Origin of the sequence: Fontimonas thermophila (assembly GCF_900113085.1) — a bacterium.
Classification (GTDB): domain Bacteria; phylum Pseudomonadota; class Gammaproteobacteria; order Nevskiales; family Nevskiaceae; genus Solimonas; species Solimonas thermophila.
In genome coordinates this window covers 110,193-132,096 of the sequence record NZ_FOOC01000002.1, presented here as the reverse complement: position 1 = coordinate 132,096, position 21,904 = coordinate 110,193, and the positions used below count along the sequence as shown (strand labels likewise).

Annotated in this window: 25 protein-coding genes and 1 riboswitch; of the genes, 6 read left to right on the top strand and 19 right to left on the bottom strand. The window is 64.2% G+C overall.

Features of this window, described 5'->3' with window-relative positions:
• Window positions 1–7: 7 nt before the first annotated feature.
• From alr to BMZ48_RS02220, 6 genes are all read right to left on the bottom strand, one after another.
• Window positions 8–1,105, bottom strand: coding sequence for an alanine racemase (gene alr, locus BMZ48_RS02245; RefSeq protein ID WP_091531152.1), 1,098 nt, complete (start codon window positions 1,103–1,105; stop codon window positions 8–10).
• Complete coding sequence (dnaB, locus tag BMZ48_RS02240; protein WP_091531886.1) at window positions 1,102–2,451, bottom strand: replicative DNA helicase; 1,350 nt, start codon at window positions 2,449–2,451, stop codon at window positions 1,102–1,104. Before dnaB ends, alr begins: the two co-directional genes overlap by 4 nt.
• Window positions 2,452–2,645: 194 nt before the next feature.
• On the bottom strand, window positions 2,646–3,104 hold the full coding sequence (gene rplI / locus BMZ48_RS02235; RefSeq protein ID WP_091531147.1) for a 50S ribosomal protein L9: 459 nt from the start codon (window positions 3,102–3,104) through the stop codon (window positions 2,646–2,648).
• Window positions 3,105–3,115: 11 nt separating this feature from the next.
• The gene (rpsR, locus tag BMZ48_RS02230) at window positions 3,116–3,343 is read right to left on the bottom strand and encodes a 30S ribosomal protein S18 (protein ID WP_091531144.1); all 228 of its coding nucleotides are present in this window, start codon (window positions 3,341–3,343) and stop codon (window positions 3,116–3,118) included.
• Between the two features lie 3 nt (window positions 3,344–3,346).
• A complete protein-coding gene (gene rpsF, locus BMZ48_RS02225; protein ID WP_091531140.1) occupies window positions 3,347–3,754 on the bottom strand; it encodes a 30S ribosomal protein S6 in 408 nt (135 codons plus the stop codon).
• A gap of 307 nt (window positions 3,755–4,061) precedes the next feature.
• On the bottom strand, window positions 4,062–4,502 hold the full coding sequence (locus BMZ48_RS02220; RefSeq protein WP_091531135.1) for a DUF6918 family protein: 441 nt from the start codon (window positions 4,500–4,502) through the stop codon (window positions 4,062–4,064).
• Between the two features lie 7 nt (window positions 4,503–4,509).
• On the opposite strand from BMZ48_RS02220, the gene BMZ48_RS02215 reads away from it, so the two are divergent.
• Entirely contained in the window at window positions 4,510–5,925 is a 1,416-nt protein-coding gene (locus tag BMZ48_RS02215) for an ABC1 kinase family protein (protein WP_091531131.1), read from the top strand.
• Window positions 5,926–6,062: 137 nt separating this feature from the next.
• Window positions 6,063–6,431, top strand: a complete 369-nt coding sequence (locus BMZ48_RS02210; protein WP_091531127.1) for an SWIB/MDM2 domain-containing protein — start codon at window positions 6,063–6,065, stop codon at window positions 6,429–6,431.
• A gap of 159 nt (window positions 6,432–6,590) precedes the next feature.
• Here BMZ48_RS02210 and BMZ48_RS02205 read toward each other — a convergent pair whose 3' ends face one another.
• Window positions 6,591–7,319: a crotonase/enoyl-CoA hydratase family protein gene (locus BMZ48_RS02205; protein WP_091531123.1), complete on the bottom strand. Its 729-nt coding sequence runs from the start codon at window positions 7,317–7,319 to the stop codon at window positions 6,591–6,593.
• 169 nt (window positions 7,320–7,488) lie between these two features.
• Between BMZ48_RS02205 and BMZ48_RS02200 the strand changes: the two genes are divergently transcribed.
• From BMZ48_RS02200 to BMZ48_RS02185, 4 genes are all read left to right on the top strand, one after another.
• On the top strand, window positions 7,489–8,133 hold the full coding sequence (locus tag BMZ48_RS02200; RefSeq protein WP_159431048.1) for a 2OG-Fe(II) oxygenase: 645 nt from the start codon (window positions 7,489–7,491) through the stop codon (window positions 8,131–8,133).
• A gap of 120 nt (window positions 8,134–8,253) precedes the next feature.
• The gene (gene dusA / locus BMZ48_RS02195; protein WP_200769478.1) at window positions 8,254–9,258 is read left to right on the top strand and encodes a tRNA dihydrouridine(20/20a) synthase DusA; all 1,005 of its coding nucleotides are present in this window, start codon (window positions 8,254–8,256) and stop codon (window positions 9,256–9,258) included.
• A 16-nt stretch (window positions 9,259–9,274) separates the two neighbouring features.
• Window positions 9,275–9,850, top strand: coding sequence for a peptidylprolyl isomerase (locus BMZ48_RS02190; protein ID WP_091531110.1), 576 nt, complete (start codon window positions 9,275–9,277; stop codon window positions 9,848–9,850).
• Window positions 9,847–10,572 (top strand): UDP-2,3-diacylglucosamine diphosphatase, encoded by a 726-nt coding sequence (locus tag BMZ48_RS02185; RefSeq protein ID WP_234981479.1) that lies wholly within the window; start codon window positions 9,847–9,849, stop codon window positions 10,570–10,572. The genes BMZ48_RS02190 and BMZ48_RS02185 overlap by 4 nt, the downstream gene beginning before the upstream one ends.
• A gap of 31 nt (window positions 10,573–10,603) precedes the next feature.
• Here BMZ48_RS02185 and BMZ48_RS02180 read toward each other — a convergent pair whose 3' ends face one another.
• The 12 genes from BMZ48_RS02180 to BMZ48_RS02125 form a co-directional block, all read right to left on the bottom strand.
• Entirely contained in the window at window positions 10,604–11,362 is a 759-nt protein-coding gene (locus tag BMZ48_RS02180; RefSeq protein WP_091531103.1) for a ferritin-like domain-containing protein, read from the bottom strand.
• Between the two features lie 3 nt (window positions 11,363–11,365).
• Complete coding sequence (locus BMZ48_RS02175) at window positions 11,366–12,550, bottom strand: O-succinylhomoserine sulfhydrylase (protein ID WP_091531100.1); 1,185 nt, start codon at window positions 12,548–12,550, stop codon at window positions 11,366–11,368.
• 42 nt (window positions 12,551–12,592) lie between these two features.
• A riboswitch (SAM riboswitch) is annotated at window positions 12,593–12,667 on the bottom strand.
• A gap of 45 nt (window positions 12,668–12,712) precedes the next feature.
• A complete protein-coding gene (gene purF / locus BMZ48_RS02170; RefSeq protein WP_091531096.1) occupies window positions 12,713–14,230 on the bottom strand; it encodes an amidophosphoribosyltransferase in 1,518 nt (505 codons plus the stop codon).
• 2 nt (window positions 14,231–14,232) lie between these two features.
• The gene (locus BMZ48_RS02165; RefSeq protein ID WP_091531093.1) at window positions 14,233–14,751 is read right to left on the bottom strand and encodes a CvpA family protein; all 519 of its coding nucleotides are present in this window, start codon (window positions 14,749–14,751) and stop codon (window positions 14,233–14,235) included.
• A 72-nt stretch (window positions 14,752–14,823) separates the two neighbouring features.
• Window positions 14,824–15,477, bottom strand: coding sequence for an SPOR domain-containing protein (locus BMZ48_RS02160; RefSeq protein WP_091531090.1), 654 nt, complete (start codon window positions 15,475–15,477; stop codon window positions 14,824–14,826).
• On the bottom strand, window positions 15,470–16,726 hold the full coding sequence (gene folC, locus BMZ48_RS02155; protein WP_091531087.1) for a bifunctional tetrahydrofolate synthase/dihydrofolate synthase: 1,257 nt from the start codon (window positions 16,724–16,726) through the stop codon (window positions 15,470–15,472). The genes BMZ48_RS02160 and folC overlap by 8 nt, the downstream gene beginning before the upstream one ends.
• 78 nt (window positions 16,727–16,804) lie before the next feature.
• The gene (gene accD / locus BMZ48_RS02150; protein ID WP_091531084.1) at window positions 16,805–17,677 is read right to left on the bottom strand and encodes an acetyl-CoA carboxylase, carboxyltransferase subunit beta; all 873 of its coding nucleotides are present in this window, start codon (window positions 17,675–17,677) and stop codon (window positions 16,805–16,807) included.
• A gap of 81 nt (window positions 17,678–17,758) precedes the next feature.
• Window positions 17,759–18,577, bottom strand: coding sequence for a tryptophan synthase subunit alpha (gene trpA / locus BMZ48_RS02145; RefSeq protein ID WP_091531080.1), 819 nt, complete (start codon window positions 18,575–18,577; stop codon window positions 17,759–17,761).
• A complete protein-coding gene (trpB, locus tag BMZ48_RS02140) occupies window positions 18,574–19,773 on the bottom strand; it encodes a tryptophan synthase subunit beta (protein ID WP_091531882.1) in 1,200 nt (399 codons plus the stop codon). Before trpB ends, trpA begins: the two co-directional genes overlap by 4 nt.
• Before the next feature lie 70 nt (window positions 19,774–19,843).
• The gene (locus BMZ48_RS02135) at window positions 19,844–20,476 is read right to left on the bottom strand and encodes a phosphoribosylanthranilate isomerase (protein ID WP_091531076.1); all 633 of its coding nucleotides are present in this window, start codon (window positions 20,474–20,476) and stop codon (window positions 19,844–19,846) included.
• A complete protein-coding gene (gene truA / locus BMZ48_RS02130) occupies window positions 20,476–21,255 on the bottom strand; it encodes a tRNA pseudouridine(38-40) synthase TruA (protein ID WP_091531879.1) in 780 nt (259 codons plus the stop codon). Before truA ends, BMZ48_RS02135 begins: the two co-directional genes overlap by 1 nt.
• Complete coding sequence (locus BMZ48_RS02125; protein WP_234981476.1) at window positions 21,255–21,845, bottom strand: energy-coupling factor transporter transmembrane component T family protein; 591 nt, start codon at window positions 21,843–21,845, stop codon at window positions 21,255–21,257. The genes truA and BMZ48_RS02125 overlap by 1 nt, the downstream gene beginning before the upstream one ends.
• Window positions 21,846–21,904: the final 59 nt, after the last annotated feature.

Sequence of the window (21,904 nt, the reverse complement as noted above, 5' to 3'; positions counted from 1 at the left end):
CGCCGCCCTACCTGGCACCGGCGGCGTCGAGATGACGGAAATGCACGCGCTGCGTCAGTCCGCAGAAAAGCTCATAGGATAGCGTGCCCGCCCATTGGGCGATCTCCTCGGCGGGCAGCGCATCGCCCCACAGCAGCACCGGATCCCCGACGCAGGCATCCGGCACTTCGCGCAGATCCACGGTGATCATGTCCATCGATACGCGGCCGGCTAGGTATGCCCGCCGGCCGCGGATGAGCACGGGCGTTCCGTTACGAAAGGCGCGGTGCATGCCGTCCGCATAGCCAATGGCGACGACACCGATTCGCATCCGCTCCGGACAGCGATAGGTCAAGCCATACCCGATGCCCTCGCCGGAGGCGTACTCGCGTACAGCGATGATGCGGCTTTCCAGCCGCATCGCCGGCTTTAGGCCCAGTTCTGCTCCGGTGCTACCGGGCATCGGCGAGCAACCGTAAAGCGCCAAGCCCGGCCGCACCCAATCGGTACGCGCCCGTGGCCAGGCGATCAGTCCGGCGGAGTTGGCGATCGAACGCGGTCCGGGTATGCCGGCCAGCGCCGCCTCGAAACGAGCGATCTGCTCATCGGTAAACGGATTGTCCGGCTCATCCGCGCAGGCCAGATGCGTCATCCACCCCTGGAACGACCAGCCGGGATGGCGACGCAAGGTCTCCACCAGGCGGGGAACCTCGGTCAACGGAAAACCGAGACGGTGCATGCCACTATCGAGCTTGAACCATACCGACAGCCGCGCGCTGGCCGGCAATTGTTCGAGCAGCGCGATCTGCCAGTGATCATGGACAACGATCTGCAACCGCTCGTAAACGGCCTGGGCCGCCTCCTCGCTGGAGATCACCCCTTCGAGCAGTGCGATCGGTGCCTGCACGCGCGCCTGACGCAATTGCATCGCTTCTTCCAGGCAGGCCACGGCCAGCGCATCGACGCCCGCCGCTTCCAGCGTGCGTGCGACAGGGACCGCGCCATGACCATACGCATCGGCCTTGACGGCGGCCATCACCCGCGAACGCGGCGCAAGTCGGCGCACCACACCCAGGTTGTGGCGCAACGCTGCCAGATCGACCGTCGCGGTGACACGCGGGATCATGCGTAGTCCGCGTACCCCTGCGCGAGATTCTCGAAGCGGGTGTACTCGCCGAGAAAAGCCGTCTTGACGGTGCCCAGCGGACCGTTGCGCTGCTTGGCGATGATGATTTCGGCCGTACCCTTGTCCGGCGAATCCTTGTTATAGACCTCGTCGCGGTAAATGAAAACGACGAGATCGGCATCCTGCTCGATACCACCAGACTCGCGCAGGTCGGCCATGCGCGGCCGCTTGTTGTCACGCTGTTCGACACCGCGATTGAGCTGCGACAGCGCGATCACCGGCACCTCCAGCTCCTTGGCCAACGCCTTGAGGCTGCGCGAGATCTCGGAAATCTCGTTGGTACGGTTCTCACGCGTTCCCGGCACCTGCATCAACTGGATGTAATCGACGATGATCAAACTCAAACCATGGCGCGCCTTGATCCGCCGCGCGCGCGCGCGCAGCTCCAGCGGCGACAACGCCCCGGTTTCGTCGATATACAGCGGCGCCTCGCGGATCAACGTGCCCTGCGATATCAGACGATCCCAGTCGCGGTCTTCGAGCTCACCGGTGCGCAGCTTGCCCATCGGAATACGCGCGAACGACGCGACCATGCGCAGGGCCAGCTGCTCCGCCGGCATCTCCATGCTGAACACTGCCGCTGGTTTTTTCTCGTAGAGCACGACGTGCTCGGCGATGTTGAGAGCAAACGAGGTCTTGCCCATCGACGGCCGCCCGGCCACGATCACCAGATCCCCCGGGTGCAGGCCCGTGGTCTTGGCATCGAAGTCTGCAAACCCCGTCGCAAGCCCGGCGAGTCTGCCTCGATGCTGCCGCAAGAAATCGATCTTATGCTCGAGCTGATCCATGAGCTGCGGCATCGCGTAATAGCTCGAGCGCGCATGCTCGGCGCGCGAACGCAGCGCAAATACCTTTTGCTCGGCAATATCGATCAGCTCGGCATGGCTGCGTCCCTCGGGACGAAAGCCAAGTTCGGCAATATCCCCGCCCGCCGCGATGAGCCCGCGCAACACTGCCCGTTCGCGCACGATTTCGCCATAGGCCAGCACATTGGCGGCACTCAAGGCATCGTTGGCGAGTTCACCCAGATAGGCAATGCCACCGGCGGCCTCGAGCTGACCCTGCGCCTTCATGTACTCCGACAGCGTGATGAAGTCGCAGGGCCGGTTACTGCCCACCAGATCGCAAATCGCCCGGTAAATGATCTGGTGCGCCTCGCTGTAAAAATCTTCCGGCGAAAGACGGTCGGCCAGATCGTTCCAGGGCCGATTGTCCAGCATCAGCCCGCCGAGCACCGCACGCTCGGCTTCCAGCGAGTACGGCGGCAACTTGGGCGATGCCTGCAACTTGGCGACGGTCGGACTCATGGCGATGGCGGATTGTCTCGCATCCACTGCGCGGACAGAAGAGCGTTTCCTGTGGACATACGGCGGACAACCAGGGGATGCCACGCCGAACCCATCCGGCCCCACCTGCAAAACGCTTAGACGAAACGGCCCGCACGAGGCGGGCCGCGGCTTGACGAGCGCAGATCCGAGAATCAGGGCGTAGCCTTCTGTTCCTCGACGACGATGGTGATGCTGGTCGCAACCTCGGAGTGCAACTGCACCCCGACCGTATAGGTGCCGACCGCGCGGATCGGGCCGCTGATCATGTCGATCTCGTTCTTGTGCAGCTCAATGCCCCTCTCGGCTGCGGCGCGGACGATGTCCGACGGGCCGACGGAACCATACAGCTTGCCCTCATCGGCGGCCAGCGCCCGAATCGTCAGCGTCAGACCGGCGAGCTTCTCGGCACGGAGCTTGGCCGCGTTGAGGCTATCCTGCGCCTTGCGGATCAGCTCGGCCTTGCGCGCCTCGAACACCTTGCGGTTCTCCTCCGTGGCCGGCAGTGCCTTACCTTGAGGCAGCAGATAGTTACGGCCAAAGCCGGGCTTGACCTTGACGGTATCACCGAGATCGCCAAGCTTCTTGATCTTCTCGAGCAGAATGACTTCCATGGCACGATCCCTCAGGCGTGACGGTCCGTGTACGGCAACAAGGCCAGATAACGCGCACGCTTGATGGCCAGCGCGAGCTGGCGTTGGTAGCGCGATTTGGTGCCAGTGATACGCCCCGGCACGATCTTGCCGTTCTCAGCAATGTACTGTTTGAGCAAATTGAGATCCTTGTAATCGATCTCGGGCGCACCATCGGCGCTGAACTTGCACGATTTCTTGCGGCGGAACATCTGCGCCATGACTTACGCTCCTGCTTCTTCCATGCTGTCGGGCTCGGCAACTTCGGCATCGCTCTTGCGCGCGCGATACTCGCCCTGCTTCTTGTCCTCGTCCGGCGCCTTGAACAACGGCGACTGCGCCGTCACCGCCTTGTCCATCCTGATGATGAGGCGACGGATCACCGCGTCATTGAACTTGAAGGCGCTCTCCAGCTCATCGAGCGTCTGCTGGCCGATCTCCACATTCATCAGCACATAGTGGGCCTTGTGCGCCTTGGCGATCGGATACGCAAGCTGGCGCCGCCCCCAATCCTCGAGACGGTGAACCTTCCCGCCACCTGCCTCGACCATGCTTTTGTAGCGCTCGATCATGGCCGGGACCTGCTCGCTCTGGTCCGGGTGCACCATGACCACGATTTCATAGTGTCGCATTGCATCTCCTTGTGAACACACGCAATTTTCGCGTGCGGCCCCCGGACGCGGCAGAACGCCGGCCGTGGGGCAAGGTGTGGAACAAACCCCGCCCGGAAACCGAAACGGGGCGCGCATGGTAGGGGAATCGGATCATCGTTGCAAACCGTTTGATCTCACCCTGAAACATGAATCTTGTCCTGCCGACCCGATTCCCCATTTCAAGAACGGTTCAATTCCCTACCCTGCGTGTTGGGTACCGTCCGGTAAACGGGCTCGGCCGCCCGTTGGCAAAGTCGATCTGGTCACACCCGGCACACCCCGGTGTTCAGCCCAGATGCGCCTGGATCGTCCGGGCAACGGCCGGCAGCGCGGCCTCCACCTCGCTTTCGGCGAGCTTGCGCAGGCGCGCATAAGCTCCCTGCACGGCCGGACTGGCTTCGCGCACACGCAGATCCGCCACAGCGAGCAGTGCCTGTGTGGCATCCCGACCATGCTTGCCGAGAAACACGGCGAAATCCCGGTCGCTCGATGCGCGAAATGCTTGGTACAGTGGCTCGAGCGCGTCGATGAATTCCGGGAGCAGCCGTTGAACGGCGCGCTCGAGCACACCGGGCCGGGCTGCCTTGAGAACCGCAAGCCCGGTCTTCAGACTCATGCCACGCAGGCCACCGCGCGCGGCCACCTGCGTTTCGATCAGGCGCACCACCGCCTCGACGACGGCATCGCGTCGATGCGCGGCGAGTAATTCATCTCTCAAGGTTTTCATCTAGACAATGTCATTCGAAGACGACGGCAGCCAAAAGCCCAGCATCCAGGCCCTCAAGACCAAACCGCTGGAGCGCAGCTTCGCGCTGGCCCGCCTGGGCGCCGGAGCCGGCGCGAAAATCGTGGCGCATTCGATCGCCAACATCTTTCGCGGCGAAATCGATCGCGATCAAGCCAATCGTGAATTCTACCGGCGACAAGCCCAGGTTCTGGCCGACGAGCTGGGCAAGCTCAAAGGCAGCGTGATGAAGGCCGGGCAGATGCTCTCGCTGTATGGCCAGTATTTTCTGCCTGAAGAGGCCGTGACCGTCCTGTCGTCGCTGCAGGACGATACGCCGCCGGTGGACTGGCGCATCGTCGCGCCGGTGTTGCAACGCGCGCTCGGGCGCCACCGTCTGCGCGAACTGGAAATCGACGAGCAGCCGATGGCCGCGGCCTCTCTTGGCCAGGTCCACCGCGCCTACCGGCGCAAAGACGGTTTGGCCCTGTGCATCAAAATCCAGTATCCCGGCGTCGCCGATGCCATCGAGAGCGACATCCGCACCCTCTCGCGCCTGCTGATCATGACCCGGCTCACCCCCAAAGGGCTCGATCTCACGCCGGTATTCAACGAAGTGCGCGAAATGCTGCATCGCGAGGTCGACTACGAGAGCGAACGCCATTTCACCGAGACGTTCGCCGAACGGCTCAAGGATGATCCCCGCTTCGTCGTGCCGCGCGTCCTCGGCGAATACTGCAGCGACCAGGTCCTGACCACCACCTTCGAGCACGGCCACTCCGTCCGCCAGGAGACTGTACAGACGTTGCCGCAGGCGCGCCGCAACCGCCTCGGTCATGCGTTCCTCGAGTTGTTCCTGACCGAATTCTTTCGCTGGGGCATGGTCCAGTCCGACCCCCATTTCGGCAACTACCGGATCCGCGTCGACGAACAGGGCGAGGACGACCGCATCGTCCTGCTCGACTTCGGCGCCACCCGCATCTTTGGTCGCGGCTTCGTCGAGTCTTATGGGGACATCGTACGCGGTGCGCTGTCCCGCGACCGCGATCTGATCCTGCGCGGCGCAAAAGCCATCGGATTGATGCAGGAAAGCTTTCCGCGCAGCGTACTCGATGCTTTCGCGCAGATGTGCGAGTTGATCGTCGAACCTTTCAATGCCGCAAACGATCCGCGCACGCCGGAATCGTTACGTAATGCCAAGGGCGAATACCGCTGGGGAGACAGCGATTTACCGATGCGCGTCGGCCGCGTGGCGGCGCTCAATGCGCTGTCGATCCATTTCCGGGTGCCACCCCGGGAGATCGTCTTCCTGCACCGCCGCCTCGCCGGCGTTTTCATCATGCTGGCGACCTTGCGCTGCGAACTGAGCGCCCGCGATACCTTGCTGTGCGCGCTCGAAGAATCCGCACGCTCATCTGCCGAATGAAGTACGCAGGAAAACCGGATCCGCCGCGCCAGGGGAAAACCACCCTTTTCTCGACGCTCTGCCTTGTATCACCCGCTTGCAATTCGGGCTAGGATACGGCTACCCGATCTGGGTGTTCATCTAGGGAGTCGTGTTTTATGGCCAAGGCCAAGAAGAAACCTGCTGCGAAAAAAGCCGCGAAGAAAGCGCCCGCGAAAAAGACAGTGAAGAAAGCCGCAAAGAAGGCGGTGAAGAAAGCCGCCACGAAAGCCAAGCGCAAGCCCAACCCGGCGCTGATGGCACCGATGACGCCGAGCCCCGTCCTGGCCGAGATCGTCGGTACCAAACCGCAACCGCGTGGGCAAATCACCAAGAGCCTGTGGGATTACATCAAGAAGAACGGCCTGCAGGATAAAACCAACAAGCGCCAGATCAACGCCGATGAAAAGCTCAAGAAGCTCTTCGGTGGCAAGCCGTTCGTCAACATGTTTGAGCTGACCAAGCTGGTCAGCAAGCACATCAGCTAAAAGGTGCAGAAGCCGCGACGCAGGCACTGTGCTTGCGTCGCCCCCTGTACGATCTCTTCAGACTCCCGGGCAGGGTGTTTTGCGTCCTTGAACCGCGGCGATCCCTGCCTCGCCGATGACATCCACCCAGGCGGCTCACCTCGTGCAGGCCGTGGTGCTTCAGCGTTTGGGTTTGCCCCCGCGCAGACCGAACTTGACCGCGTCGATCAAATCGAGCGGGACCTGACGGCGGATCGCCGCAATCGCATCCGCGCGGATGCGATGCTTGGATTGCGCATGCGCGCGCATGTCCAACCTGGCGAACTCGGCGGCCAGCGCCTGTGCACGCCCCAGCAGCTCCGGCGGGTCCACCAGCTCGTCGAAAATCCCGGCAGCGAGCGCGGATTCCGGCGTAAAGTGCTCCGCCACGATGATGGCGCGCTGGTACGCCGTTGGTGTCAGCCGCTGCTTGAGGGTGGTACAGGCGACACGCGGCATCGTCAACCCGATCGCGACTTCGTTTGCCGCAATCTGAAACGGGCCACGGCTACCGATGACGTAATCAGCCGACAGCATGAGAAACAAACCCATCGCAAACGCATGTCCGTTGCAGGCCGCGATCACCGGGAACGGATACGCCATCAGGCGCGCTGGCAACGCATAGCCGGCACGGAGCATGCGCAAGGTATCGGCATTGGCAGCCCGCATTACCTTGAGATCGTAGCCGGCCGAAAAAACGCCTTCGCGGCCAGTGAGAATCACCACGGCGCGATCGCACTCGGCCCTGCTCAACGCAGCACTGATGCCCTGCAACACCGCAGGTGACAAGGCATTGCGCTTGCCATCATCCAGAGTGATCACGGCTATTCCATCCGTACACTGATATCGGACACTGGCACATCCACGCATTGATTGCTCCGGTTTTCGTCATGTTCCGCCTGCGGGCCTTTGTCCGACCCACCGATGCGGAGGCTCTCTGCGTCATAGTAATGTCGATCATCCCGCACCCAGACCACCGATGCTCAATCCGGCTGCCGACTTCGCCACCGCCCGCCAGACGCTGCAGCGCCGCAACCGCGTGCAGATCGCCGATTTCCTGCTGCGCGATATCGCCGAACGGCTCGCTGCCTGCCTCTATCATGAGGTGCCGTGGATGACCGCCGAACGCGGGCAACCCGACAGCCCAGCGTGGGATCCGCAGACGCGCCAGAAACGAATGCCTGCGGCGTACCGAGTCGCATCCACCGGCTTCCACTTCGTCTATGACCGCTACCTGATCGTCGATGCGATGCGGGAGGGACGTGACACGCACCTACTGGTACACCAGGTGCTGCGTTTCTTCAACAGCCCGCCATTTCTTGCGTTCATTCGCGAACTGACCGGCGATTCTGAACTGATGATGGTGGGCGCCCAGGCCACGCGGTACCTACCCGGTCAGTTTCTGCGCGTGCACGATGACCGGCATGACGAAGAGAATCGGCGCTATGCCTATGTGCTAAACCTATCGCGCGACTGGCAGCCGGATTGGGGAGGCTTGCTGCATTTCGTCGATGACGGCACAGGCCCGCAAGAAGTCTTCGTGCCGCGTTTCAACTCGCTGAGCTTGTTCAAGGTGCCAATGAGGCACTACGTCAGTTTCGTTGCGCCCTGGGCGCGGCAGCCGCGGCTTGCCATCACGGGCTGGTGGCACGCCAGACCGAGGGATCCTGCATCCCCTGCATGAAAAATCCTACCCCCGCGAGAAGATTCCAAGCCGTTGCAGGATAATGCGGACAACCGCACAGACGTTTGCACGAGCGACGATATCCGAACCATGCCGATCGAAACGCCAGCACCACCGCCCATGGCGACTGACACTGTAAACGCCTGGCGTTTCTGCGTCGCCCCGATGATGGATTGGACGGACCGTCATTGTCGGTACTTTCTGCGGCAGATTTCACGCCACGCGCGGCTTTACACGGAAATGATCTGCACCCAGGCGCTGATCCACGGCCGGCCCCACCGCCTGCTGCGCTTCGACGCCAGCGAGCATCCCGTCGCGCTACAGCTCGGCGGAGCCGATCCGGATGAGCTCTCACGCTGTGCCGAGATGGGCGAGCAGTGGGGTTATGACGAAATCAACCTTAATTGCGGGTGTCCTTCCGATCGCGTCCAGGAGGGCCGCTTTGGCGCCTGTCTGATGCGCGAACCCGAGCACGTCGCCAGTTGTGTCCGGGCGATGCGCGCCGCGACCGCGTTGCCGGTGACGGTCAAACACCGGATCGGAGTCGATGATTCCGAGGACTATCCGTTCATGCGCCACTTCGTGGCAACCGTGGCTGCGGCCGGCTGCGAAGTCTTCATCGTCCACGCCCGCAAGGCCTGGCTCAAGGGTCTGTCGCCCAAGGAGAACCGCGAGATTCCGCCGCTACAGTACGAGCTGGTGTACCGTCTCAAGCAGGAATTTCCGCAGCTGACGATCGTCATCAACGGCGGTATCCGGTCGCTATCCGCCTGCGAGGCGCATCTGCGTCACGTCGATGGGGTAATGCTCGGCCGCGAGGTTTATGAAAACCCCTATCTGCTCGCCGAGGTGGACCAGCGCCTGTTCGCCGATCCGCACCCCATACCAACCCGCCACGAAATCATCGAGCACCTCAAGCCCTACATCGCGCGCGAACTGGCTGCCGGCACGCCGCTCGGGCAGATCACGCGGCACATGCTCGGGCTGTATCGCGGCCAGCCGGGCGGGCGCGCGTTTCGACGGACTTTATCCGAAGGCGTGCATCATGGCGGCGGTACGCTCGAGCTGCTCGACGATGCACTGGCCGACGTCGATGCCGAATCTCCACACGCTGCCATCGGTTGAAAAGCACTGACTCACCATGAAAAACCCGCTCACCTTTCTCCTGCTGGGACTCACGATGACCACCGCTTTCGCTGCACCGCCCATCCGGGTGTTGATGGAAACCTCGATGGGGGACATCACCCTCGAGCTCGACGCCGAAAAAGCCCCCAAGACCACGGCCAACTTCGTCCAATACGTCAAGGATGGGTATTACGACGGCCTGGTATTTCACCGTGTGATCGAAAACTTCATGATTCAGGGCGGTGGCTATGACCAGAACTATGCACCGCGCAAGACCCGCGCACCGATCGAAAACGAGGCCCGCAACGGTCTGTCCAACAAGCGGGGCACGATTGCGATGGCGCGTACCGGCGATCCGCATTCGGCAACGGCACAGTTCTTCATCAACCACGTCGACAACGAGCGCCTGGACTTCCCCAGTTTCGACGGCTGGGGTTATGCGGTCTTTGGCAGGGTCGTCGAAGGCATGGATGTGGTTGACCGGATTGCACGCACACCGACGGGGGCGATCCGCCCATTCGGCCGGGACGTGCCGCTGACCCCGGTGGTGATCGAACGCGTCAGACTGATCGAGGCTGCACCGTCAAAGTGAGCGCGGCCACGATGGCCACGCTGCTTTTGTCCGATCTGCATTTGCCGCGCGCCCCCTCGCCGCTGCGCGCGGCCTTTGCCCGCTTTCTGGGCGGGCCGGCGCGCAACGCGCAGGCAGTCTATCTGCTTGGCGATGTCTTCGAATATTGGGTGGGCGACGACATCGGCCTGCACGACTATGCCGCAGAAGTCGCTGCCCTGCGGACACTCGCCGATCACGGGGTGCGGCTGTACTTCATGCACGGCAACCGTGATTTTCTGGTGGGCAAAACCTTTGCCAAGGCAACGGGGGTGCGGCTGCTGCCCGATCCGAGCCGCATCGAGATCGAGGGCCGGTCCATGCTGCTGTCCCATGGCGATGCCTGGTGCACGGGCGACCGCAGCTATCAACGCTGGCGGCGTCTGGCGCGCAACCGCGCCGCGCAATGGCTGTTCCTGCACCTGCCGCGTGCCCAGCGCCGGGCCATCGCCGGTGGTGTCAGAAGCCACAGCGGCATGGCCAAACGTGCAAAGCCGGAGGACATCATGGATGTCGATCCCACGGCTGTCGCAGCGGCTTTCCGCGCCCACGGCGTCACCTGCATCATCCACGGCCATACCCACCGGCCCGCCATTCACCACAGCGCCGAGGGTGAGCGCATCGTGCTTGCGGACTGGCGCCCGGAGCGGATGGAATATCTCGTCGTCGCCGCCGACGGCCTGCGCCGCGAACTGGTGTCTTAGCACCAAACGCGAACGCCCCGGCAGGCAGGAATCACGACAGCTCGGCATCGACGAATCCCGCTTCGAACCTGGCCGCGCGGTTCAACGGCGGGTGCAACCGCACACCATGGGCATCGAGCAAAGCCCGGAACGTGGACGCCGGTTCGAGCCCGCGCTCGGCGCACAGATGGCGAAACCAGCGCGTGCCGATGGCGACATGGCGCACCTCCTCGGCGAGAATCACCTCCAAACGCGCCAGCGTCGGCGTATCGCCGATCTCGCGCAGGCGCGCGATGATGCCGGGGGTGACGTCCAGCCCCCGCGCCTCGAGTACGCGCGGCACCAGGGCCATCCGCACCAGCGCGTCTCCAGCGGTTTTCTCGGCGGCTTCCCACAAACCGTTGTGGGCCGGAAGGTCACCATATTCGTATCCCAGTTGCAGCAGCCGTTCGCGCAACATGCAGAAGTGTCGTGCCTCGTCCTGGGCGACACTGATCCAATCCGCATAGAAGGCATCCGGCAAGCCGTCGAAACGGCAGACCGCATCGAGGGCGAGATTGATTGCATTGAACTCGATATGCGCGACCGCATGAACCAGCGCTGCGCGCCCCTGTGCGCTCCCCAGCCCCCGGCGCGGTACGTCCCGTGGCCGCACCAGCGGCGGACGTGCAGGCCGGCCGGGGACGCGGTGCCAGTCGCAATCGGGGGGCAGTGGATCGACCGCACCGGCAGTCAAGGCCGCAACGAGGGCGCATTTGCGCAGCGGATCGGTCTCGATGAGCGCGGCAAACGCAGCGGACCGCACGGCCATGGATCAGGACAGACCGCGTGCGAGATCGGCCTTGATGTCCTCGATGTCTTCGAGCCCAACGGCCACACGGACCAGACCTTCGCCGATCCCGGCCGCAGCCCGCGCCTCTGGCGTGATGCGTCCGTGGGTGGTCGTCGCAGGATGGGTGATCGTCGTGCGTGTGTCACCAAGATTGGCGGTGATCGAAATCAGGCGGGTGCTGTCGATTAGCTTCCACGCCGCCTCGCGGCCGCCGTCGAGTTCGAAGCTGACGATGGCGCCATAGCCCGACTGCTGTTTTTGCGCGAGTACGTGCTGCGGATGGCTGGCCAACCCGGGGTAATACACACGTTTGACCTGCGGCTGCTCCTCCAGCCACTCGGCGAGCGCGCGGGCATTGTCGCAGTGCGCCTTCATGCGTACCGCCAGCGTTTCCAGACCCTTGAGAAACACCCAGGCGTTGAACGGGCTCAGGCACGGGCCGGCGGTGCGCATGAATGCAAACACGTCCTTGCCCACCCGCTGTGCATCACCGACGATGGCGCCGCCGACGCAGCGTCCCTGCCCATCGAGATACTTCGTCGCCGAATGGATCACCAGATCGGCCCCCAGTTCGAGCGGGCGCTGCAAGACCGGTGTCAGAAAACAGTTGTCCACGCACAACAACGCACCGTGACGATGGGCAATCTCGGCAAGCGCCGCGATGTCGGCGAGCTCGCACAGCGGATTCGAGGGCGTCTCGACGAACAAAAGCCGCGTGTTCGGCTGGATCGCTGCCTCCCAGGCGCCGACGTCGGCAATATCGACATACGTCGTCGACAGTCCGAAACGGGCGAGCACGGTGTTGAACAGGTTGATCGTCGCACCGAACAACCCGCGCGCAGCGACGATGTGATCACCCTGCTTGAGCAGGGCCATGCACAGCGTCAGGATCGCCGCCATGCCACTGGCAGTGGCCACGCAGCTCTGCCCGCCTTCCATCGTCGCGAGTCGGCGCTCGAACGCCTCGACTGTCGGATTGGTGAAGCGCGAATAGATGTAACCCGGTAACTCTCCCTGGAACACCGCGGCCGCTTCGGCTGCGCTGGAAAACACATAGCTCGAAGTCAGCGAAATCGATGCCGAATGCTCGCGCAATGCCGTGCGCGGCTCGGCTGCACGAATGCCGCGGGTGGAAAAGCCCCATTCGGGGTCGAAGAATTCGTTCATGCCGTCCTCTAAATCAGAAAGCCCGCCAGCATGCGCATGCTGAAACGGGCTTTGCTGGCCGTTTAGCTGCATTTGTTACGCGCCCGCAAGCGGGGGCAAATCGGCGCGGGTGCTAAGGTACGGCCAAACCCACCCCGGCTCAAGCCCACCAGGCCGATCTTTTCAGACGCTGTTCGGCAGCTCGATGACGGTTTGCTCGGCGCGCCTGCGTGCCGCCTTGGCCGAATCGGAGCGGAATAGCTCGAGCTGGCTTAAGTATTCGGCGGTCACGTCCTGGGTGATGTATTCGCCGGTGAACACCGAACATTCGAAGCGGGTGATCGCCGGGTTGCCGGCGCGCACCGCCTCGATCAAATCCCCAAGATCCTGGTAGATCAGGCGGTCGGCGCCGAGCAGCCGCTCCAGCTCCTCGACACTGCGCCCATGCGCGATCAGCTCGGAGCTGGTCGGCATGTCGATCCCATAGACGTTCGGATAGCGCACCGGCGGCGATGCCGAGGCGAAATAAACCTTCTTCGCACCGGCCTCGCGCGCCATCTCGATGATCTCTCTGGACGTCGTCCCGCGCACGATGGAGTCATCGACGAGCAGGACGTTCTTGCCGCGGAATTCGAGATCCACCGGATTGAGCTTCTGGCGCACGGATTTCTTGCGCTGCGCCTGCCCCGGCATGATGAACGTACGGCCAATGTAGCGGTTCTTGATGAAGCCTTCGCGGTAATTCACACCCAGACGCATCGCGAGCTCCGCGCCGGCGACCCGCGAGGTGTCGGGGATGGGGATGACCACGTCGATGTCATGATCCGGCCACTCGCGCAGAATCTTCTCGGCAAGCTTGACGCCCATGCGCAGGCGCGCCTTGTAGACGTAGATATCGTCCATCACCGAGTCCGGACGGGCGAGATAGACGTGCTCGAAAATGCACGGCGAGTGGATCGGATTGGCCGCACACTGGCGTTTGTAAAGCTTGCCGTCCGCGGTGATCAGCACGGCCTCGCCCGGTGCGATGTCGGCGAGTTTTTCATAGCCGAGCGCATCGAGGGCAACCGATTCGGACGCGATCATGTAATCGAGCCCGTTTGGAGTCTCCCGCACGCCATAAACGACCGGACGGATTCCATACGGATCGCGGAAACCGACGATGCCATAGCCGGTGATCATCGCCACACAGGCATAGGCACCGCGACAGCGCAGGTGCACGCCGGAGATGGCGGCGAATACATCCTCCGGCGAAAGGCGCAGCGCGCCACGCTGCAGCAGCTCGTGGGCAAAGACATTGAGCAGAACCTCGGAATCGGACTCGGTGTTGAGATGTCGCCGGTCCTGCAAGAACAGCTCCTGCTTGAGTTCCTCGGCATTGGTGAGATTGCCGTTGTGCGACAGCGAGATCCCAAACGGCGTATTGGTGTAGAACGGCTGCGCCTCGGCCGACGTCGAACACCCAGCGGTGGGATAGCGCACATGCCCTATCCCCATGCGGCCACGCAGTTTGACCATGTGCTCGTCGGTGTTGAACACATCGCGCACGAGCCCGTTGTCCTTGCGCAGATAAAGGCGATGGCCCTCGTTGGTCATGATGCCGGCGGCATCCTGCCCGCGATGCTGGAGCATGGTCAGCGCATCGAACAGCTCGGCGTTGACCGCACTGCTTTGACTCACGATGCCGGCGATTCCACACATGGTTATTGGCCCGGAGAGGAACTGGGAGTGACGGTGGGTTTGAGCAACTCGAGCCACCGCTCGGGGATGAGCGCCTCGAAACCGCGCGCCAGCGGTGCGAAGTGCGGAATCAGCGTGGATTGCTGCCACCAGCGATCCTCGCCAGCTCCCATGCGGCCGGCAACGAGCACGAACAGCGTGACGACAATGACGGCGCGGATCAGGCCCAAGCCGCCGCCGAGGGTACGGTCTGCCGGCGAAAAACGGCTGTCACGGACGGCAACGACGAGAAAATGGGTCACGAGCGCGCCGAGAAACAGGGCGATGAAGAACGTCGCCGCATAGGCCATCGCATCGCACAGAACGGAATCGCCGAGCCAGGGCTGCAGATGCGGCGACAGCGAAGGCCCCAGCAGCCAGGCCGCCACGAATGCCGCGATCCAGGTCAGCAGGCTGAACACTTCCCGGGTGAATCCGCGCCAGATGCCGAGGAACACCGAAACGATGAAGATGAACAGAATGCAGTAATCGACCCAGCTCATGCGGCGGCCAGACGGCAGCGGTGCATCATTTTATCACCCGTGCCGTGCAAACGCCGGCTTGCGCCGCGCCGCTTATGGTCCGACGATGCGCGCCTGGGTATAGCCGCTGCGCATGAGTTGCTCATGCGCGGATTGCGCCTCGGCCTCATCGGCATACGGCCCGCCGCGCACACGATAAAGTGTGCCCTTGTCCGTCTCGACCGGCGCGACGATCACCGGCTGGCCCAGCGTGCGCAGACGTGCCTCCACCTGCCTTGCGTTGGCGATGTCGGCGAACGAGCCAATCTGCACCCACCAGCGCCCCTCCCTGCCCGCCGTCGATGCGGCCGCCGGGGACGCGCGGGTCGGTTCTCTGGCGGGCAGATCAGCCGGCTGCGGCGCCGGACGCTGCTCCGGCTGCTTTGTTTCCGGTGCCGGCTGCTGGTTCTGGGCCGTCGGCGCGGCTGGGGTTTGCGGCGGTGGCGAAGCCGCTTCGGATGGCGGCGATGGCTCGCCAGCACTCATAGGGGCGGTCGCTTCGCTGGCCTGCGCAATGGCTGTCGAAGCCGCCGGCTCGATCGGCCCTGCCGCCGGCGCATCCGGGTTGCGCAGATCGATGGTGAGGACGGGTACGCCCTCCTCCAATGCCTTGTCCAGATGGGGCTCCGGCAGCACCGACACCAATAGGAAGGCCGCAGCCAGCAAAAGGCCCGCGCCGACCAGCCGCCGCTTGATGATCTCATCCATGACGCTGCAACTCACCCATGGCCGCCGCCACGGTGAGAAACGAACCGGTCACGACGATCCGCCCCTTTGCACCGGCGCGGCCACGCGCTATCGCCAAGGCCTCGGCCATCGTCGCACAACAGTGCAGATCGACCCGCACGGCGCCCAGGCGACGGGCGAGATCCGCGGCGGCAAGCCCCCTGGGACCGGGCAGGCTCACCAGCACGGCGGCATCCACGCAAGGAGCCAGCGCCTCCCAGATTCGCGCATGCGGCTTGTCGGCGAGCATGCCGAGCAGGAGCACCGTCGGCGCTACCGTCGGCAGACTCGCCAGGTATTGCGCAAGCACCAACGCCGATTCGTGGTTGTGGGCGACGTCGAGGACGACATTGCCGCGCAGCTCGCAGCGCCCCGGCACGGATAGCCGCGGCAACGCACGCCGGATGGCGTCTTCGCCGACCGGCCGGCGGGATGCCAGGGCCTCGATGGCCGCGAGCACGCCGGCGGCATTACGCAATTGCGCCTCGCCGGGAATCCCCGGCCGCGGCAGCGCATGCAACGTCCACGCCCGACCCTGCCAGTCGAAACCGGCATCGTGCGCATGGATACGAAAATCGCGGCCGATCAGCCGCAGCGGCGCAGCGACTGCCGTAGCCACGTCGAACAGGCTGCGCGGTGGATCAGGCTCGGCGACGATCGCCGGCCGGTCCGGGCGGAAGACACCGGCTTTTTCGCGCGCGATGCTCTCCCGATCCGGGCCGAGCCAGTCGAGATGATCGAGTCCGATGCTGGTGATGAGCGCAGTATCGGCATCGACCAGATTGACCGCATCCAGCCGCCCACCGAGCCCGACTTCCAGGACCTGGACATCGACCTTGTGTTCGCGAAACAGCCACAGTGCCGCCAGCGTGCCGAATTCGAAATACGTGAGCGCACACTCGCCCCGCGCCTGCTCGACGGCCTCGAAGGCCGCGCACAACTCGGCATCGGTAGCCTCGACACCGTCGATACGCACCCGCTCGTTGTAGCGCAGCAGATGGGGCGAGGTATACAGACCGACCCGGTAACCGGCTTCGCGGTAAATCAACGCGGCCAGGTGCGCACTCGAGCCTTTGCCATTGGTCCCGGCGATCGTCAGCGTCACGGGACGCGGATCGGGCAGGTGCAGGCGCGCGGCCACGGTGCGCACGCGCTCAAGGCCGAGTTCGATGCTGCGTGGATGCAGGGTTTCCTGCCAGCGCAACCAGTCTTCGAGTGTCCGGACCGTCATGCCGTCGGTACGTCAAGGCGCACGGCGCTGATCGTTAAAACCTGCTGGTGTCGCTGCCACGCGCCGCAAGGTGCAGAGTCAAGAGTCGCTGATGCTGGGTGAAAAATGCGTCAGCATCGCAAGCAGGCGGTAAATGCGTTCACGCATCTCGCGCCGGTCGACGATCATGTCGATCGCCCCTTTCTCCAGCAGGAACTCGGCGCGCTGGAAGCCCTCCGGCAACTTCTGCCGCACGGTCTGCTCGATCACGCGCGGGCCGGCAAAACCGATCAGGGCCTTGGGTTCGGCGATGTGGATGTCACCAAGCATCGCAAAACTCGCGGAAACACCGCCCATCGTCGGATGGGTCAGCACGGAGATGTACGGCAGACCGCGCTCGGCGAGTTTGGTCAGCGCAGCCGCGGTCTTGGCCATCTGCATCAGTGAAAACAGCGATTCCTGCATGCGCGCGCCGCCGGAAGCGTGGAAACAGACCAGCGGAATGCCGAATTCGAGACAGGCGTTGACGCCGCGCACGAATTTCTCACCGACGACGCTGCCCATCGATCCGCCCATGAAGCCGAATTCAAAGGCGCAGGCCACCAGCGGCAATCCCATCAACTGCCCGCGTATCACCACCAAGGCGTCTTTTTCGTTGGTCTCGGCCTGCGCCTCGCGCAGACGCTCGGTGTACTTGCGGCTGTCCTTGAATTTGAGCGGATCCTTGGGGGCAATCTCGGTGCCAAGCTCGTGCCGCGGCTCGGGATCGAGGAAGTGATCGAGACGCTGACGCGCCGTGATCGCGTGGTGCGCGCCACATTTGGGGCACACCTCGAGCGTACGCTCCAGCTCGGCGCGATACAGCACGGACTGGCAGCTTTCGCACTTGGTCCACAGCCCTTCCGGGACGTTACGCTTGCGCGATCCGCTGGACAGCAGCTTGGAACCGGCGATCTTGTCGAGCCAACTCATAGGTCCGGAGACGAATACGGTAGCGGGAACCTCGGCAATGGTAGCGCGCCGGCCGGACACGCCACCGGCCGGTCAACTGGATCATTCCGACGACGCATCATCCAGCGCCCGCCGCAGTTCGCGCAAGCGCTCCGTAAGCGTCGGTACGATCCGCTCGGGCTGATCGGCAAGCCGCTCGATTTCGGCGACGAGCGCGCTGCCGACGACGACGCCGTCCGCCACCTGCGCGATCGCGCGCGCCGCCGCCGCATTGCGGATCCCGAATCCCACCGCGAGCGGCAAGGCCGTATGCCGGCGGATCATGGCCAGCTTCTCGGCGACGCTGGCGACGTCGAGACTCGATGCGCCGGTCACGCCTTTGAGCGAGACGTAATAGAGATACCCGCTCGCGGCACGGGCGATGGTTTCGATGCGAGCCTCCGGACTGGTCGGTGCGAGCAGAAAGATGCAATCGAGCCCGTGGGCGCGCAGCTCCGGCAGATAATCCGGTGCCTCCTCGATGGCCAGATCCACGATCAGCACCCCATCGACGCCGACCTCGCGCGCGCGGCGCGCAAATGCCGCCACTCCGTACGTCTCGATCGGATTCAGATACCCCATGAGCACGACCGGGGTACGTACATCGTCGCGCCGGAATTCGGCAACCTGATCGAGGATGTCGGCAAGCCCGGTGCCGTGCTTGAGCGCACGCTCGCAGGCGAGCTGGATCACCGGGCCGTCGGCCATCGGATCGGAAAATGGAACGCCCAGTTCGATCACGTCGGCGCCACCGCGCACCAGCGCGTGCATGAGCGCAACCGTATGCTCCGGCGCCGGATCGCCGGCGGTGATGTACGGGATCAGCGCTTTGCGTCGGGCAACGGCGAGCGCGGCAAACGTCTGCTGCAATCGGCTGCTCATGTCAGCTGAATTCCTTCGAGCTTGGCGATGGTGAAGATGTCTTTGTCGCCGCGCCCGGACAGATTGACGACGATGTGCCGGTCGGCGCCGAGGCGTGGCGCGAGCTGCCTGGCGTAGGCAATCGCGTGCGCGGATTCGAGCGCGGGAATGATGCCCTCGGTGCGGGTGAGCTCATGGAAGGCGGCCAGCGCCTCGTCGTCGGTCACCGCCGTGTAAGTGACGCGCCCGCTATCCTTGAGCCAGGCATGCTCCGGTCCCACGCCGGGATAATCGAGCCCCGCCGAAATCGAATGCGTCGGCAGGATCTGGCCATTGGCATCGGCCATGATGTAAGTGCGGTTGCCGTGCAGCACGCCCGGCTTGCCGGCTGACAGCGGCGCGGCATGTTCGGACGTCTGCAGCCCGCGGCCGCCGGCCTCGACACCGTACATCGCCACACCGGCTTCGTCGATGAAGGGGTAGAACAAGCCGATCGCATTGGATCCACCGCCGACGCAGGCGACCAGCGCATCCGGCAGACGGCCGATCTTTTCACGGCTCTGTGCGATCACCTCACGGCCGATCACCGACTGGAAATCGCGCACCAGCATCGGATACGGATGCGGGCCGGCCACCGTACCGATGACATAGAACGTGTCATCCACGTTGGTGACCCAGTCGCGCAAGGCTTCGTTCATCGCGTCCTTGAGGGTTTTCGTCCCGCTTCTCACAGGCACCACCTCGGCGCCGAGCAGTTTCATGCGATAGACGTTCGGCGACTGGCGCTGCACGTCCTCCTCGCCCATGTAGACGACACATTTCAGATCCAGACGCGCCGCGATCGTCGCCGAAGCCACCCCGTGCTGACCGGCACCGGTCTCGGCGATGATGCGGGTCTTGCCGAGATATTTCGCAAGCAGCGCCTGGCCAACCGTGTTGTTGATCTTGTGTGCGCCCGTGTGATTGAGGTCCTCGCGCTTGAGCCAGATCTGCGCCCCGCCCCAACGCTGCGTCAGATGCCGCGCGTGATACAGCGGCGACGGCCGCCCGACATAGTCGCGTAAATCCTCGTCGAACTCGCGCAAGAAGTCAGGATCGTCCTTGAGCCGCATATAAGCCGCTTCCAGCCGCCGCAGCGGTTCCATCAAGGTTTCGGAAACGAACTGGCCACCGTAGGGACCGAAATGCCCGCGGGCGTCTGGATAGCGGTAGTTCATGATGCGTACTTCATCAATGGAATCATCGGCAGCCGGGATCAGCAGCGCAGCCGGTGTATGCAAGACCTCTTCATCGACGCGCCCCGTCGGCGCGGCGCACCGCGCGCACGAATGCGCGCATCCGCTCCGGATCCTTGACGCCGGGACGGCGTTCGATGCCGCTGGACACATCGACCGCATACGGACGCACCGTGCGCACCGCCCGGCCGACGTTGTCGGCCGTCAGCCCCCCGGCGAGAACCAGCGGCAAGCCCACTGGCTTGATGCACGACCAGTCGAAGGTCTTGCCGCTGCCCCCCATCGCACCCGGCGCATGGGCATCAAGCAACAAGGCCTGCGCGCTGCGGAACTGTCGCGCCGTGCGTGAAAGATCCGTCGGCCCGCTCATCGCCACCGCCTTGATGTAAGGCAGGCCGAAGCTCGCGCAGAACGCCGCATCCTCACGGCCGTGGAACTGCACGACGTCCGGACGCAGTGCATCGATGGCCGTCTGCACTTCGCCGGCATCGGCATCCATGAACAGGGCCACGACGGTCACGAACGGCGGCAGTCCCGCGCGGATGACTGCGGCACGGCCGGGATCGATATAACGCTTGCTGCGCGGCACCAGCACGAAGCCCAGTGCATCCACACCCAGATCGACCGCCAGCTCGGCGTCCTGCTTGCGGCGGATCCCACAGAACTTGATGCGCGTTCGGGTCACTAGGCCGGAAACCAGGGCTGGGGAGGAGCAGGAAGCGCGAATTCTGCCGGATATTCCGGACCCACGAAATAGAGCCCATCCGCAGGCGCCGTCATGCCGGCGCGCCGGCGATCGCGCGAAGCCAGCACCTCGGCGACCCATTCCACCGGCCGCTTGCCCAGTCCGACGAGCGCAAGCGTGCCGGTGATATTGCGCACCATGTGATGCAAAAAGGCATTGCCGCTGATGTCGATGACCACGAAATCACCGCGCCGGCGCACCTCGATGCGGTCGAGCCGGCGCATGGGCGTCGGCGACTGGCATTCGGCGTCGCGGAACGCTGAAAAATCCTGCTCGCCGAGCAGACAACGCGCCGCGGCATGCATGGCATCGGCATCCAGCGGTTGCGGCCACCAACCGACGCGCTGGCGCAGCAATGCACTGCGCGCGCGGTGATTGTGGATCACGTAGCGATAGTGCCGACGCACGGCGCTGTATCGGGCGTGGAACTCCGCCCTCACCGGACGAATCCAGCGCAGACTCAGATCGGGCGGCAGATGCGTATTCGCCCCCAGCAGCCAGGCATACTCGCTGCGCGGAGCCGGTGAATCGAAGTGGATCACCTGCTGCACGGCATGCACGCCGGCATCGGTCCGGCCGGCCGCGGTCGCGACCAGGGCATGTGCGGCCACCGCCGACAGCGCGCGCTCCAGCTCGCCCTGCACGGTGCGCCGCCCCCGCAGTCCCTGCCAACCGGAGAAACCGCTGCCGAGGTACTCCACACCAGCGGCATAGCGGATCAGGGCGTCCACGTGTGCAGCCCTCCCAGCAAAGCCAGCGGTAGCAGCCACTCCCACCAGCGCGGCCGGCGCATCGGCGGCATGGACACGGCTGCGGTCGGGCCTTCCGCGCCCGATTCGATATCTGCGATCAGCCGCGCCGCACGGGCAGCCCAGGCACCGTCTTCGATCCGCCCGGCCCGCTTGAGCCGCGCCTGCATTTCCCCGACGCCCTCCAGCGCCAGCGCGACGCGCAGACCGATACGCCGCGGATCCACGCCGAGGATCCGCAATGGTGCGAGCAACAGCGCGATGGCCCCGATCAAATCCGCCACCGGGGTGACCGCCAGCAGCAGATACACGCATACGAGCAGGTCGATCAGCACCAGCGCACGGCGGATGCCCTCTGCGAATCCTTCGCGGCTCAATCCCGGCAGCGCCGGCAGCAGGGGTTCACCTGGCGTGAACCCGACATAGAGCACGAAAATGGCCAGCAACAGCCAGCGCAGACGCCAAACTCCACTCGCCAGACGGCTCATCGCCGACGGCACCAGCCTCCAATAGGCGAGTATCCCGGCTGCACACAATGCCGCAAGGGCATGAAGGCTCATGGCCGGCAGCGCGGATGAAAGCGCCATCAGGCACAGCAGGCGGACAGCGGGATGCATCC

Excerpts from the sequence above, each read along its gene's own strand:
- alr (WP_091531152.1), bottom strand. The coding sequence starts at position 1,105 with ATGATCCCGCGTGTCACCGCGACGGTCGATCTGGCAGCGTTGCGCCAC.
- rplI (WP_091531147.1), bottom strand. The coding sequence starts at position 3,104 with ATGGAAGTCATTCTGCTCGAGAAGATCAAGAAGCTTGGCGATCTCGGT.
- rpsR (WP_091531144.1), bottom strand. The coding sequence starts at position 3,343 with ATGGCGCAGATGTTCCGCCGCAAGAAATCGTGCAAGTTCAGCGCCGAT.
- rpsF (WP_091531140.1), bottom strand. The coding sequence starts at position 3,754 with ATGCGACACTATGAAATCGTGGTCATGGTGCACCCGGACCAGAGCGAG.
- BMZ48_RS02220 (WP_091531135.1), bottom strand. The coding sequence starts at position 4,502 with ATGAAAACCTTGAGAGATGAATTACTCGCCGCGCATCGACGCGATGCC.
- BMZ48_RS02215 (WP_091531131.1), top strand. The coding sequence starts at position 4,510 with ATGTCATTCGAAGACGACGGCAGCCAAAAGCCCAGCATCCAGGCCCTC.
- BMZ48_RS02210 (WP_091531127.1), top strand. The coding sequence starts at position 6,063 with ATGGCCAAGGCCAAGAAGAAACCTGCTGCGAAAAAAGCCGCGAAGAAA.
- BMZ48_RS02205 (WP_091531123.1), bottom strand. The coding sequence starts at position 7,319 with ATGCGTGGATGTGCCAGTGTCCGATATCAGTGTACGGATGGAATAGCC.
- dusA (WP_200769478.1), top strand. The coding sequence starts at position 8,254 with ATGGCGACTGACACTGTAAACGCCTGGCGTTTCTGCGTCGCCCCGATG.
- BMZ48_RS02190 (WP_091531110.1), top strand. The coding sequence starts at position 9,275 with ATGAAAAACCCGCTCACCTTTCTCCTGCTGGGACTCACGATGACCACC.
- BMZ48_RS02180 (WP_091531103.1), bottom strand. The coding sequence starts at position 11,362 with ATGGCCGTGCGGTCCGCTGCGTTTGCCGCGCTCATCGAGACCGATCCG.
- BMZ48_RS02175 (WP_091531100.1), bottom strand. The coding sequence starts at position 12,550 with ATGAACGAATTCTTCGACCCCGAATGGGGCTTTTCCACCCGCGGCATT.
- purF (WP_091531096.1), bottom strand. The coding sequence starts at position 14,230 with ATGTGTGGAATCGCCGGCATCGTGAGTCAAAGCAGTGCGGTCAACGCC.
- BMZ48_RS02165 (WP_091531093.1), bottom strand. The coding sequence starts at position 14,751 with ATGAGCTGGGTCGATTACTGCATTCTGTTCATCTTCATCGTTTCGGTG.
- BMZ48_RS02160 (WP_091531090.1), bottom strand. The coding sequence starts at position 15,477 with ATGGATGAGATCATCAAGCGGCGGCTGGTCGGCGCGGGCCTTTTGCTG.
- folC (WP_091531087.1), bottom strand. The coding sequence starts at position 16,726 with ATGACGGTCCGGACACTCGAAGACTGGTTGCGCTGGCAGGAAACCCTG.
- accD (WP_091531084.1), bottom strand. The coding sequence starts at position 17,677 with ATGAGTTGGCTCGACAAGATCGCCGGTTCCAAGCTGCTGTCCAGCGGA.
- trpA (WP_091531080.1), bottom strand. The coding sequence starts at position 18,577 with ATGAGCAGCCGATTGCAGCAGACGTTTGCCGCGCTCGCCGTTGCCCGA.
- trpB (WP_091531882.1), bottom strand. The coding sequence starts at position 19,773 with ATGAACTACCGCTATCCAGACGCCCGCGGGCATTTCGGTCCCTACGGT.
- BMZ48_RS02125 (WP_234981476.1), bottom strand. The coding sequence starts at position 21,845 with ATGAGCCTTCATGCCCTTGCGGCATTGTGTGCAGCCGGGATACTCGCC.